Origin of the sequence: Flavobacterium sp., assembly GCF_035456225.1 — a bacterium.
Classification (GTDB): Bacteria; Bacteroidota; Bacteroidia; order Flavobacteriales; family Flavobacteriaceae; genus Flavobacterium.
The window spans coordinates 1-13482 of record NZ_DATIDM010000089.1; the positions used below are offsets into that span (position 1 = coordinate 1).

16 protein-coding genes and 1 pseudogene are annotated in these 13482 nt (G+C 36.0%); 9 read left to right on the top strand and 8 right to left on the bottom strand.

Features of this window, described 5'->3' with window-relative positions; all coding sequences use genetic code 11:
* Positions 1–682: 682 nt before the first annotated feature.
* From VLB74_RS05185 to VLB74_RS05205, 5 genes are all read left to right on the top strand, one after another.
* On the top strand, positions 683–1102 hold the full coding sequence (locus VLB74_RS05185) for a cupin domain-containing protein (protein WP_325202397.1): 420 nt from the start codon (positions 683–685) through the stop codon (positions 1100–1102).
* Between the two features lie 207 nt (positions 1103–1309).
* A complete protein-coding gene (locus VLB74_RS05190) occupies positions 1310–1582 on the top strand; it encodes a DUF4242 domain-containing protein (RefSeq protein ID WP_325202398.1) in 273 nt (90 codons plus the stop codon).
* 125 nt (positions 1583–1707) lie between these two features.
* Positions 1708–2487, top strand: a complete 780-nt coding sequence (locus VLB74_RS05195) for an MlaE family ABC transporter permease (RefSeq protein ID WP_325202399.1) — start codon at positions 1708–1710, stop codon at positions 2485–2487.
* Between the two features lie 5 nt (positions 2488–2492).
* Entirely contained in the window at positions 2493–3242 is a 750-nt protein-coding gene (locus tag VLB74_RS05200; protein WP_325202400.1) for an ABC transporter ATP-binding protein, read from the top strand.
* A 7-nt stretch (positions 3243–3249) separates the two neighbouring features.
* Positions 3250–4218 carry an MlaD family protein gene (locus VLB74_RS05205; protein ID WP_325202401.1) on the top strand — a complete coding sequence of 323 codons (969 nt, stop codon included), beginning with the start codon at positions 3250–3252 and terminating at the stop codon, positions 4216–4218.
* Between the two features lie 28 nt (positions 4219–4246).
* Here VLB74_RS05205 and VLB74_RS05210 read toward each other — a convergent pair whose 3' ends face one another.
* The 3 genes from VLB74_RS05210 to VLB74_RS05220 form a co-directional block, all read right to left on the bottom strand.
* Entirely contained in the window at positions 4247–5368 is a 1122-nt protein-coding gene (locus tag VLB74_RS05210) for a cysteine desulfurase family protein (protein ID WP_325202402.1), read from the bottom strand.
* On the bottom strand, positions 5369–6277 hold the full coding sequence (locus VLB74_RS05215) for an EamA family transporter (RefSeq protein WP_325202403.1): 909 nt from the start codon (positions 6275–6277) through the stop codon (positions 5369–5371).
* Between the two features lie 77 nt (positions 6278–6354).
* Positions 6355–8133 (bottom strand): MFS transporter, encoded by a 1779-nt coding sequence (locus VLB74_RS05220; protein ID WP_325202404.1) that lies wholly within the window; start codon positions 8131–8133, stop codon positions 6355–6357.
* Positions 8134–8319: 186 nt separating this feature from the next.
* On the opposite strand from VLB74_RS05220, the gene VLB74_RS05225 reads away from it, so the two are divergent.
* Entirely contained in the window at positions 8320–8841 is a 522-nt protein-coding gene (locus VLB74_RS05225; protein ID WP_325202405.1) for a hypothetical protein, read from the top strand.
* Positions 8842–8845: 4 nt separating this feature from the next.
* Here VLB74_RS05225 and VLB74_RS05230 read toward each other — a convergent pair whose 3' ends face one another.
* Both VLB74_RS05230 and VLB74_RS05235 read right to left on the bottom strand, forming a co-directional pair.
* Positions 8846–9403, bottom strand: a complete 558-nt coding sequence (locus VLB74_RS05230; RefSeq protein ID WP_325202406.1) for a Smr/MutS family protein — start codon at positions 9401–9403, stop codon at positions 8846–8848.
* Entirely contained in the window at positions 9393–9575 is a 183-nt protein-coding gene (locus tag VLB74_RS05235; RefSeq protein WP_325202407.1) for a hypothetical protein, read from the bottom strand. The genes VLB74_RS05230 and VLB74_RS05235 overlap by 11 nt, the downstream gene beginning before the upstream one ends.
* Positions 9576–9676: 101 nt before the next feature.
* Here VLB74_RS05235 and VLB74_RS05240 point away from each other — a divergent pair, with 101 nt between their 5' ends.
* Positions 9677–9955: a DUF2752 domain-containing protein gene (locus VLB74_RS05240; RefSeq protein ID WP_325202408.1), complete on the top strand. Its 279-nt coding sequence runs from the start codon at positions 9677–9679 to the stop codon at positions 9953–9955.
* 12 nt (positions 9956–9967) lie between these two features.
* Positions 9968–10324, top strand: a complete 357-nt coding sequence (locus tag VLB74_RS05245) for a CCC motif membrane protein (protein ID WP_325202409.1) — start codon at positions 9968–9970, stop codon at positions 10322–10324.
* Positions 10325–10371: 47 nt separating this feature from the next.
* Here the strand turns inward: VLB74_RS05245 and rocD are convergent, their stop codons facing one another.
* Both rocD and VLB74_RS05255 read right to left on the bottom strand, forming a co-directional pair.
* Positions 10372–11616, bottom strand: a complete 1245-nt coding sequence (gene rocD, locus VLB74_RS05250; protein ID WP_325202410.1) for an ornithine--oxo-acid transaminase — start codon at positions 11614–11616, stop codon at positions 10372–10374.
* 432 nt (positions 11617–12048) lie between these two features.
* Positions 12049–12591, bottom strand: a complete 543-nt coding sequence (locus VLB74_RS05255; RefSeq protein WP_325202411.1) for a DUF1697 domain-containing protein — start codon at positions 12589–12591, stop codon at positions 12049–12051.
* A gap of 185 nt (positions 12592–12776) precedes the next feature.
* Between VLB74_RS05255 and VLB74_RS05260 the strand changes: the two genes are divergently transcribed.
* Positions 12777–13238, top strand: a complete 462-nt coding sequence (locus tag VLB74_RS05260) for a hypothetical protein (protein WP_325202412.1) — start codon at positions 12777–12779, stop codon at positions 13236–13238.
* An 18-nt stretch (positions 13239–13256) separates the two neighbouring features.
* Here VLB74_RS05260 and VLB74_RS05265 read toward each other — a convergent pair.
* Positions 13257–13482, bottom strand: a pseudogene (locus VLB74_RS05265) (hypothetical protein); the annotation flags it as partial.

Consider the following 13482-nt stretch of genomic DNA (forward strand, 5'->3'; position numbering starts at 1 on the left):
AAAGTTCTTTAGTTAGTTTGGTTATAAAAGAGGACTGTCTCAATATTTTGAGACGTCCTTTTTGAATTTTTAAAACTTTCAAAGAGAAAGAATTAGTACTATTTTTTCCAAAAAGCAGTTTTCTTTAATGAACTCCATTTGCTATATATAACCCGTTGGGTGTAATTAATGCCAAAACCCAATCTACTAATAAAAATAAAATTTTCACCACATAGAAGCATAGAAAAAAATGAGTTTATAGCCCAATTCTTGGGTTTCATATTGCTATTATTTTCTAAAATTAAGTAAGACGACTTAATAAGTACGCTTCTATGTGGTTTAAAAAATATAAATTGAATTACACCCAACGGCTTATATATAACAAAATGTTATCAGTTCAGTTTTACTGTCGGCTAATAGAAAACAATAACTTAACATTTGATAATAAATCCTCTCGTCAAAAAAACCAATCAAAATCTGCTTATTTTTTTGTAATTTAGCACTTATTAAAATACTGTATATCAGTATTTTACAAACACAAGTAAAACATTTTCATTCCTAATCACAGGAAGAATTCATTACCGCCTCAACACATCGTACTCTTACTTATTGCTATTTTTTTAATGCCGACCTCTGACTTGTTTCAAACAAGGTCCAAAAAGAAAAAAACGAATGCAATACAATTAAAAAAATTAAGAATACGATGAAAACAATTAAACTTTTTTCCATGTCATTTCTTTTCGGGGTAATCCTTCTGTCAAGCAATTCGCTGTTTGCGCAGGATCCCGTTATGGTAGCTCCGGATATCTACAAAAAAGTAGTCCTCGATAACGATCAGGTCCGAGTGATACAAATTGAAATTGCACCCGGGGAATCTACTCCGTGGCACAGTCATCCCAACCATGTTGCTTATGCACTTACCGACGGGAAAATAGAAATCACAGACAAGGGCAAAGCTCCTGTGGCAATGGATATTAAAGCCGGTGATGCTCTTTACATTCCAGCTGTTACACATATGGCAAAAAATCTTGGCCTGGCTCCAATAAAAATGGTCGTAACTGAATTAAAACATCCAGGCAACAAAAAAGGAAAAGCCCCTGCTGCACCAGCCCCTAAAAAATAGTGCAATTCATTATGCTAAAAAATCCGTTTTTTCTTCACAGAACGGATTTTTTCAATTTTACAACGATTAAACTTACAGCTAATTAACTGGCAAAACTATAATACGTAACTTTAATATCTCATTTATAGAGTTTTATCGTAAAAGTAAAATTCAGTTCAAATAAATAGCATAGAAGTAAAACAATCCGGAATCTAAAAACTAAATGATATGCCAAAGTATGTAATCGAAAGGGAAATTCCTGGGGCAGGTAAACTCCCACCTGAACAGTTAAAAGCAATAGCACAAACTTCTTGTGGAGTATTGATCAAAATGGGCCCTGATATTCAATGGGTTCACAGTTATGTAACAGACGACAAAATTTATTGTGTCTACATCGCAGCAAACGAAGAATTGGTTCGTGAACATGCAAAACAAGGTGGATTCCCGGCAAATTCAGTGAGTCAGGTAGCTTCAATCATCGACCCTACAACGGCAGAATAATATGGCTTTTCAAATCATAAGGAAACCGATGCAATTTAAGGCATTATGAATCTAATACTAAATCCGTTTTGTGAAGGCGAAACGGATTTATTGTTTTTTTCTGATGTTTTAAAATGAATATGCTGATGAATGCAAATATTAAAATATCTGAACCTGTTCAATCTTTTTTAGCCGAAATCGGAGAGCTCGCCTATTTTACCCAACGGTTTTTTAAAGAAGTTTTCAAGCGTCCTTATGAATTCAAGGAATTTCTGCGCCAATGTTATTCTATGGGAAATCAGTCACTCCTTTTGGTTGCGGTCACCGGATTTATTATCGGATTGGTGTTTACACTGCAGTCCCGCCCCACACTTCAGGAATTTGGTGCGGTATCCTGGATGCCTTCAATGGTCAGTATTTCAATTATTCGTGAGATCGGACCTATTATTACTGCCTTAATCTGTGCCGGCAGAATCGGATCGGGAATTGGTGCCGAATTAGGTTCAATGCGGGTAACAGAGCAAATTGACGCTATGGAAGTTTCCGGAACCAATCCTTATAAATATTTGGTCGTGACCCGAATTCTGGCCACCACTTTTATGATCCCCATACTGGTTTTCTTTGCTGATGCCATTGCGATTTACGGATCTTTTTTAGTCGAAAACACAAAAGGGAATGTATCTTTTTTATTGTATTTCAATCAGGTATTCAGAAATTTGGAATTCAGCGATTTGTTTCCTTCCACCATAAAAACTTTCTTTTTTGGATTTGCAATTGGATTGGTAGGCTGTTTTAAAGGATATAATTGCAAAAAAGGCACTGCCGGAGTTGGAATTGCAGCAAATTCAGCGGTAGTTTACACGTCTATGCTACTTTTTATAATTGATTTCATAGCTGTTCTTGTAACCGATATATTTTACAATTAATAATTATGGATTCTACAACTTTCGATAAACCTGTAATAATAATTAAAGATCTTATGAAAAGCTACGGCAGTAATGAGGTTCTTAATGGGTTTAACATGGTCCTTAACGAAGGGGAGAATCTCGTAATTATGGGAAAATCAGGAGCGGGAAAATCGGTTATGATTAAATGTCTTATCGGGTTGGAAGAGGCGGATAGCGGTTCAATCGAGATTATGGGCAAAAATATAATGGAACTGGAACAGGAGGATTTGGATGAATTGCGCACCGAAATTGGATTTCTTTTTCAGGGAAGCGCCCTTTACGATTCGATGTCCGTTAGAGAGAATCTGGAATTTCCTTTGAGAAGACACACCAAAAAATTCGGAATGATTGAGGATACAACTCCTATGGTAATCACAGCATTACAGAATGTTGGTTTGGAAAACGCCATTGACTTAATGCCAAATGAATTATCCGGGGGAATGAAACGCAGAATAGCTCTTGCCCGGACATTGATACTTCAGCCGAAAATAATATTATATGATGAACCGACAACAGGTTTAGACCCTATAACATCCAAAGAAATTATCATGCTGATGCAATCGGTACAGAAAAAATACAAAACATCATCTCTTATCATTACCCATGATGTGGATTGTGCCCGTGTAATTTCAAACCGAATGATTCTTTTGTTGGACGGAATTAATTATGCTGAAGGAACATTTCAGGAACTAGCTACCTCAAAGGATCCTAAAATACAAGCATTTTTTAAATAACATGACGATGGAAAAAACAACAGCACAGAAAATAAAACTCGGATTATTCGTTATAGTGGGTTTATTACTCTTTATTGCCACTGTCTATTTTATTGGCAAGAAGCAAAACATATTCGGAAAAACTACAGAAATAAGTACCATTTTCGACAATGTAAACGGATTACAACTTGGAAATAATGTTCGTTATTCGGGAGTAAATGTGGGAACAGTCATCGAGATTGAAATGATTAATGATACTATGATCCGGGTAGATATGGATATAGAAGATAAAATAATCTCACATATAAATAAAGATGCAATCACCATAATTACTTCCGACGGATTGGTTGGCAACAAGATTATTAGCATCTTACCAGGAAAAGACAATAAAATCCCTGTAAAAGAAGGCGATGTCTTAAAATCAATGAAACGTCTCAACACTGAGGATATGCTTAAAACGTTAAATGTAACCAATGAAAATACAGCCAAAATAACTTCCAATCTGGTAAAAATAACAAAAGAAATCAGCGAAGGAAAAGGAACTATTGGAATGCTGATAAATGATACAATAATGTCAGCCGATTTAAAAGATATAACTCAAGGCCTAAAAGAATCAGCGGCCAGTTTAAACCAATTAACCACTTCTTTAAACAGAAAAGATAATGTGATTGGTGTCCTTAACGATACAGAAACAGCCAATTCAATAAAACATATTGTGAAAAACCTGGAAAATTCAAGTTTGAAAATAAATGATGCCATTAAAAACCTAAATACAACAATTACAAATGCTAAAGACGGAAAAGGGGCTATAAATTATCTTTCCAATGACCCGAAACTGGTTCAGAAAATTGATTCAACGATGACCAACATTCAGGAAGCCAGCATTAAACTAAACGAAAACATGGAAGCCATGAGACATAATTTTCTTTTTAAGGGCTATTTTAAAAAACAGGAAAAGGAACAAAAAAAGAATCAGGAAAATAGCGGCTCCAAATAAAAAAAGCAGCTCAATCGCTGCCTTCTTCTTATATACTTTTTAATGCTTCCATCAAAGCATCGACATCTTCTTTCGTATTATAGTGGCTGAAAGAAATTCTTAAATTCGGTTTCTTAACCTCTTCATTATCGAGAATTTCAGCTAAAACATGTGACGGTTTTATACTTCCGCTCTGACAGGCACTTCCACGGGACACTGCAATTCCTTTCATATCCAGATGAAACAACAACATCGAGGTTTTTTCCTCTGATAGCGGCAGATTCACATTCAGAATATTATAAAAAGTTTCCTCGCCATTTATCTTAAAATCAGGAAAATCGATTTCCAGACGACCGATGATATACTTTTTCAATTCGGATATATGGATTCTTTCTGTGGTAAGGTTCTCATACGATAATTCCAAAGCCTTTGCCATCCCCACAATTTGATGTACTGCTTCTGTACCGGCACGCAAACCTTTCTCCTGTTCACCACCGTAAATCATTGACTGTAAACCGGAATTCTTTTTTACATAAGCAAACCCTACTCCTTTTGGTCCATGAAATTTATGCGCACTGGCTACCAGAAAATCGACCGGTATTTTTTGCACGTCAATTTCGGTTTTCCCTATGGACTGAACAGTATCGGTATGAAATAAAGCGTTGTAATCGTGAGTGATTCTGACAGCTTTTTCAAGATTCAGAACCGTTCCGATTTCGTTGTTCACATGCATTAAACTCACCAATGTCTTTTTGTTTTGTGAAAGCAGTTCCACCAAATCCGTAAAATCGATTTCGCCGTTTGGTTTTACGTTTACATAATCCACCTGAATATTATACTCCTTTATTAACATTTCAGCAGTATGCAAAACCGCATGATGCTCAATTTTACTTGTAATGATGCGTTCAATTTTCAAATCGCGAACGCAGGAGCGCAGAATCCAGTTATTCGCCTCCGTTCCGCATGACGTGAAAATTATCTCCGAAGCTGCTGCATTGATTTGTTTGGCTATCGATTTTCGGGCCGACTCAACCAACACTTTGGCACCACGTCCGAAACTGTGAGTGGAAGACGGATTTCCAAAATCTTCCAAAAGCACTTTTGTCATTTCCTGTACAACTTCCGGGCGAATTGAAGTAGTTGACGCGTTATCTAGGTATATTTTTTTCATTTATTCTGATACTCGGTGATCCTTTAATTTTCGGTTAAAGATAAGTTTTTCGTTGAAAACTATGATCGAAATTAAAATCAGTGAATAGGAAATCATCTGAATTTCGGTTACTTCTTCTTTATAATAAAAAACAGCCAAAAGGAAATTCAATATCGGATTGATGTACAACATAATACCGACAGTTGATGAATTCACTCCTTTAAGTGCGTATAAGTTTAAAAACAAAGGGATTATTGTAAACAGGATTACAATGAATAGCAAACAAATGTAGAATAAGCTTTCTGTTGGCACCGGTCCGCTAAATGCCGGGAAAAAAGGTAATATAATCAAACCTGCCGTCAGAATCTGAATATTAAGTCCGACGAACTTATCCACTTGCGTATTCTTACGTTGTGAAACCAAGTAAAGAGCGTATGTCAGCGCTACAATCAGGCTGTAAAAAATATCGGAAAAACTATTAAAAGAAAGCAACACACAACCGGAAACACTGATTCCAACAGCAATCCATTGCCATTTACTTAATCGCTCTTTCAGAATAAAAAAGGCTAAAACCGTGGTTAGAATCGGGCAAACCAAATAAGCAAATGAGGCAGCTTTCACGCTGATATGGTTCATCACGAAAATGAAAATAAACCAATTGGCCGTAAGCAACAATCCACCACCAACATTTACACGAATGATTTTATTCTTATCCGATTGGGTTTGTATCTGAAAATTTTTCCAGTCTTTCAGAAGCACATTCCTCCTTAAAAAAAGATTAATGGCAGAAATGAGCACTACACTTAAAAACACACGATAAAACAAAATATCCAATGACGGATAATGATGAATCGGCTTTAAGGCCAGACTGAAAAAACCCCATATAACGAAAGCTGTGAAGGCAGCCAGATAGTATTTATTAATTCGCATATAAAAGAAATTCGGAGCAAAGGTAAGGCATTTCCCCTGCTCCGAATTGGATATTATTATTTTATTAAGATTTGGAATTAGTGTCCGCCTTCCGCTTCAATTTCATCAACCTCGATTCCCTGTTTTTTAAGAATTGATTTTACTGCCACAGCAAAAAACAATAAATAAGCGAAACATACTACCGGAATAATGTAGGATTGGTGAATCCCGACGATATCCGATAATTTCCCTTGGATTGGTGGAATAATCCCTCCTCCTAAAATCATCATTACCAGGAAAGCAGAACCTTGAGAAGTATGTTTACCCAATCCGATAATTGACAAACTGAAAATTGCAGGCCACATAATGCTACATGCCAATCCACCGGCAAGGAAAGCATAAATTGCAACCGTTCCTGTGGAAAACAATCCGATTAACATTGCCGCAACTCCGAAAACTGAAAAAACAGTTAAGGTACGTGCCGGTTTGTCTTTACTGATAAAGAAAGCAATTACCTGTAAAACGACACAAACTACATAATAATACAATGCCGACATATCTTTTTGAGCCAATGTATTTACACCTACTATCACAGAAAAAGCAATTAGCGGAATTATGATTAAGGCCATGGTTTTTTTAGCTGAATTTAAATGAAAAACGCTGATGGCACCAGCCCAACGGCCAATCATCAAACTTCCCCAATACATTGAAATATACGGTGCGCTGTCCGAAACAGAAAAAGCACCAAATTCTTTCAGTTTTAACAATTCGGTTAAATTACTTCCAATGGCTACTTCTACTCCAACGTACGTGAAGATTGCCAACATTCCCAACACCAACTGCGGATATTGCATAGCTCCCCAACCTTCACTGTTTTTTTGTGCCGATTTAAACGAGAAAAGTAATCCCCCGACAACAACGGTCAAAGCACCAAAAAGCCAATACATTCGGTATTTTTCCAATCCGCTTTTTATTTCTTTGATCTCGGCTTCATGATCCTTTACTTCTGCTCTGAATTTATAAAGTTCATCACCAGACAAATCTTTAACTTTTCTGCCAAAGCTTTCCGATTTTATAGTTTCGATTCTCTCTTCTAACATTTCAATCGTATCGGCCTCTTCACTTTTATAACTGTTAAATACCGGGGCGAACATAATTGCCAACAATCCCGTCATTACAACCAAAGTACGCAGAGCTTTATTAGCTTTTTCCATAGGTTCATTTGAAATTCCCTCTGGTACTTTTTTAGAAAATCGGAACATTGCTGCCGCAGCAACAAATAATAATCCAACACAGATGTATAATAAAATAACCTTGTTCAGGTCCAGATTTTTGATCTGATCATCAGTTACGGAAGCTGTAGTTCCGAAAAGCGCAAAAGCAACAACTAATGGTCCTATAGTGGTCCCGAAAGAATTTATCCCTCCTCCTAAATTTACACGATCTGCTCCTGTTTTAGGATTCCCAAGTGAAATTGCAAACGGATTAGCAGCGGTCTGTTGTAATGAAAAACCTAAAGCCACGATAAACAATCCGGCCAGCATTCCCGCATAAAGATTAGCTTCAACGGCTATAATCATGGCCCCTGCCCCCAAGGCGGAGAATAACAACCCAAAAACGATACTTTTTTTGTATCCCCAGCTTCCCACAATATCTTTTTGTTTTGAAGTCCCTAAAATGAAAAGCAACAGAGCTCCTACATAATAGGCTGTATAAAACGCAAAGTCAACTAACTGGGACTGAAACTGATCGAGTTGAAAATAACTTTTGCAAAAAGGAATGAAAATACTGTTTCCTGCAGCTATGAATCCCCAAAAAAAGAAAACGGTAATCAGTGTATAAAGAGCAGGATAATTGGTTTGGTGTTTAGATGACATAAATATTTTTTTCATTTGGTCCCCAAATATAGGAATTATACTGAATTTTCAATAGACCTTTATTAGCTTTTACAAGCTAAAAATATTATTTTTGTCACCTGCACTGACATTGAACAATGTTCAGCATTACGATAAATTGGGAATTTTAAAAATGGTGAAATCAGAACCATTTAAAAAAATATACTTATGAAAAAAATATTCGGATTATTGGTTTGCATATTGCTTCTATCCTCCTGTGATGATGGTGATTTGGTTGTTGAAACTTTCAATTTCGACGAAGTTGAAATTGAAAAATGCGATGACAAAGATCCTTTATTTAAAATCAATGGTGCGGAATTATTATTAGTCGATATTCCTGCTTCCAATTTTCCAAATGAAGTTACGCCTGAAGGGGAACCAAGAATTGTCGATATATCATCCGAGAACAGGGTTATGTACCGAAAATACAGTGATGTGGTTTCAAACACGATAATTTGTTCAGCAGTGCCACCGGCAACCCCTACAGTTGAACAGGAATGGAATGCAGCCATTGGAGGCAGAATTGAAATTGTCACTACTGAAATAACTACGACTGACCCTGATACCGGAGTAGTTACAATAACAGGCTACAATCACGAGATAAAGTTTGTTAATATGGAATTCGTAGGTTCACAAAACAGTTTTGTGTACGATGAGTATTTATTTGGCGATTACGTCACAACACCTTAATTGATTAGCGGTTCGGGTTTTGTTTTATGTAAACTTCAGTAGCACCTAAACCGTATTTTTGGTAGTTGGCATCCTGAAACGAAATTCCGTCATAACGGCTTAACAGAAAATCCAGTTCGGCTTTCAGCACGCCTTCACCTACTCCATGAATGAAAACCACTTTTGGCATTCTGTTTCGGACGGCAAAATCCAATTGTCCTTTTGCTGTTTCCATCTGTAGATTCAGGATATCAAAATTAGACATTCCGCGTTTTGAAGGAACCAGCTTTTCGATGTGTAAATCGACTTCTAAAACGAATTCGTCTTTACGCGATTTCTTTTCTTTTACAAAAGAACGTTTTTGGGGAAGCTCCTTTTCCTTCAAAATCTGATTTATACTTTGATTTGAAGTAAACGAATTCAAATCACTGATATTTTGTTCTTTGACTAATTCCTTTGCAGCGTAAGCCATTTTAAAACCATCTTCCGTTTCAATCAGAACCTGATCTTTTTGAAAGCCCACCACAATTCCTGTGAAATCATCGTCGAGTACCGAAACCTTATCACCAATATTAAACGTCATCTTCTTCTTTATCTTTTGAATTAGACGACACTTTCGACATCAGTTTCATCATTCCGAAAAAGAAAACCAATACGCCGATAACCTGAATAAAAATATTAGGCTCTGGTTTTGTCTGCTCATAAAAAGCCCAGCCCATCAACGCGAAAATAAGTAGGATATAAATTGTTTTCATTTCTTCCGATTAAGATTTCAAAATTAGTAAACTTTCAAAATATCCTTCCACTATTTTATAACTTATATTTTTTTGTTAAATTGCTACAGAAAAAGCTTTCTATGGAAGAATACATGCTGCCTTGCTTAAGCAAAAAACTTTTAGGCGTTGAATGTTTCGGGTGCGGAACACAAAGAGCACTCGTTTTAGTATTCAAAGGAGAATTTACAGCGGCTTTCAAAATGTTCCCGGCTATCTACACACTACTTTTCTTTCTTGCTCTTGTAGGGATAAGCTTTATCGACAAATCCAGAAATTATCATAAACCGATAATCACATTAGCCATGGCAACCGCCGTTATTATGGTCGTTTCCTATTTTATCAAACATTTTTATATCTAACCAAAATCAACTATGGAAGAAACAAATTTCGACAATTTTGACGTTCAGGAAAAACTACCCAATGCTACTCCCGCAATCATTTTAGGAGTTCTCTCTATTATTTGCTGTCTCTGTTATGGCTTTGGTGCAATTTTAGGAGGTATCGGACTTTTTCTGACTAACAGGGACATTAAGACGTATAATGGAAACCCTAATCGTTATTCCAATTTGAGTAATGTCAAAACCGGAAAAGTTCTTTGTATAATCGGGATTGTTCTTGGGTTACTTTGGTTAGCTCTTGTTATATGGATGATCAGCTATTTCGGAATAGAAGCTATGCAGGACAAAGCCTTGATGCAGGAAAAAATGAGGGAGTTGTTAGGGGAATAACTTCCTATAAGACATAAAAAAATCCGCTAAACGCGGATTTTTTATTTTTATTTTTCAAACTGTTTTAAAGTTTCAGTGATGATTCGGACGCAATCTAAAAGTTGTTCTTCTGTCATAACTAACGGCGGTGCAAAACGGATAATGTTTCCGTGGGTAGGTTTTGCCAATAAACCATTGTCACGTAAAGCCATACAGATATTCCATGCAGTGTCGCTTTCTTCTGTATCATTAATTACAACAGCGTTTAACAATCCTTTTCCGCGTACTAAAGTCGCAATATTTGAAGTTTCAATGAATTTCCCTATTTCGGTACGGAAAATTTGTCCTAATCGTTCAGCATTTTCAGCCAATTTCTCGTCCGTAACAACCTCTAAAGCAGCAATTGCTACAGCAGCAGCTATAGGGTTACCTCCAAATGTAGAACCGTGTTGACCTGGTTTGATAACATTCATTATCGCATCATCCGCTAAAACGGCAGAAACCGGGTAAGCACCTCCTGAAATAGCTTTACCTAAAATCAAAACATCTGGTTTTACATTTTCGTGTTGTACAGCCAATAGTTTTCCGGTACGAGCAATTCCTGTTTGAACTTCATCGGCAATAAATAAAACATTATGCTTTTCACACAATGCTTTTGCTTTTGCCAAATAACCTTCTGATGGTACATAAACACCGGCTTCACCCTGAATCGGCTCAACTAAGAAACCGGCAATGTTTGGTGAAGAAGTGATTGCTTTTTCCAAAGCATCAATATCATCATAAGCAATTTTTATAAAGCCCGCTGTATAAGGACCGAAGTTTTTACGAGCATTCTCATCATTTGAGAAAGAAATAATCGTAGTTGTTCTTCCGTGGAAGTTATTTTCACAAACAATTATCTGAGCCTCATTTTCGTTAATACCTTTCTTCTCATAAGCCCATTTACGACACAATTTCAAAGCCGTTTCAACAGCCTCTGCACCGGTATTCATTGGTAATACCTTATCAAAACCAAAATATTTGGTTACAAACTCCTCGTAAACTCCTAATTTATCATTGTAAAAAGCTCGAGATGTTAGTGTAAGCGTTTGTGCCTGCTGAATCATTGCCCCTACAATCTTAGGATGACAGTGACCTTGATTTACAGCAGAATAAGCAGAAAGAAAATCATAATATTTTTTTCCTTCCACATCCCACACATAAACTCCTTCACCTTTACTCAAAACAACTGGCAGCGGATGATAGTTGTGTGCTCCGTATTTGTCCTCTAACTGAATTGCTTCTGCTGAACTCTTTTTTTCTAAAACTTGCATTATTAAACAGGGATTTAGTAGTTGTATTTAGTGCGTAAACGCTTAATATAAAATTTGAACGCAAGTTACTAATTCAAAATGAAAAAAGTAATCTTAAGTAATTTATTTTAATGTTTTTATAACAAAACACATTGTATTCTGTTTCAAATATAACAAAATAAGAACAAATTTTTTATTTTACAGTTAGTTAACAAATTCGAATAAAATTGTTTTAAAAAATAACGATATCAGAATAATCCATCAAAATTTCTTTAAAAGTCATTCTGTTACTCGGTCCTATTAAAAGCCAGACGGTATTTAGAAAAGCCTTTTCCCAATGAAAATGAAGTTACTGAACAAAACTGCAAGCCATGTGCTCTTTTTATCTAAACTGAATTCTAAACTTGTCAATTGCCTTCGATAAAAAGTTTCTGATCCCGATTTAGGGGCTAACTACTCGTTATACATTTCCAAAAGCTTAGTAACGGTATTCAGGTTACGCATGGTTGCCGTTACATTCAGCTTTTTCTCAATGTATTTTTGGTCGAAACGGGTCTTTCCGGCACCAACTGCATATTTGATATAAATTCGGTTTTTGTCTATAACCGCTTCATCGGGTTTCACCTGACTTATTTTCAATTCATGAATACTATTATCATTTAATTCTTTTGAGATAAATGTAAAATACAGTTTTTTTGTATCAACATCTTTTTCTTTCAGATACGGATTATTTTTAAGGGAAGCCTCTAAATCTTCTTTGGTAATTACAATTATAGGAACATCATACCCCCATTCTTTGAAGATTTCCTGTTTGATTTTGAATCCGACACTTTGCCCGTGTTCTTCTTCAGAATCAATGAAAACATTTCCCGATTGAATGTATGTCCGCACATTAACAAACCCAATACGCTCCAACAAAGCTTTAAGGTCTTCCATTTTTATCATATTGTGTCCGGAAACATTAATTCCGCGTAAAAGTGCTAAATGAGTTTTCATACTAATGTTGATTTATTTTCAATAAGCAATTCAAAAATACGAATGAATTTCTAACAAACTAATTTCCCCTTACTTGCTCCTTAACGATTTTACAGTTAACAATAACGATTTTAACCATTTACAAAAAAAGAAATTCATCTATTATGGTTAAATTCACTTAATGTCGAACTTAAAATACCCATATTATGAAAAAATTTATTCTGCTTATTGCGATACTATCGGCCGGTTTCATTTCGTCATGTTCCGATGACGAAGACAACAACACAACAACTCCAATAACACCTGAGAGTACTTTTACCGCAAAAATTAATGGTGTTATGAAAAATTTCAGCGTTGTAGACGTAAATGTAATTCCCAATACTGAAGAAGATTACACCGACGTCGAAATTACGGCTCATACGGCCGATGATCCATTCAATACTTTTGAACTGAACCTAACCCGGGACAGCGGTGAAGTATATTTTGTACAATATGCCACATCCAGCTCCAATTATTATCAGCCTTCTCCTATAGAATCATTTTCCGTTTTTCTCGGGGAAAATTCAAACGAAAAACTCACAGGAACGTTTTCCGGAACAATGCAGAGTACAGGAGATGTGCCAGATCCGGTTACGGTAACCGATGGAAACTTCACTATCTACTATTGATTCGCATTTTATAGTTTATTAAAAATCAGGCTGTCTAAAAAGGGAGCCTTTTTTTATGCTTAAATTTATCTGTTTTAATAAAATTCTGTGAATCAGCAGTGTTAAAAAAATCAAATCACCCATTTCCCATTTCCCTTTTCTCTTTTCCTTTGTTTCTTGTCTCTTGTCTCTTGTCTCTTGCCTCTTGCCTCCTGTCTCTTGTCTCTTGTCTCTTGTCTCTTGTCTCTTGTCTCTTGTCTCTTGT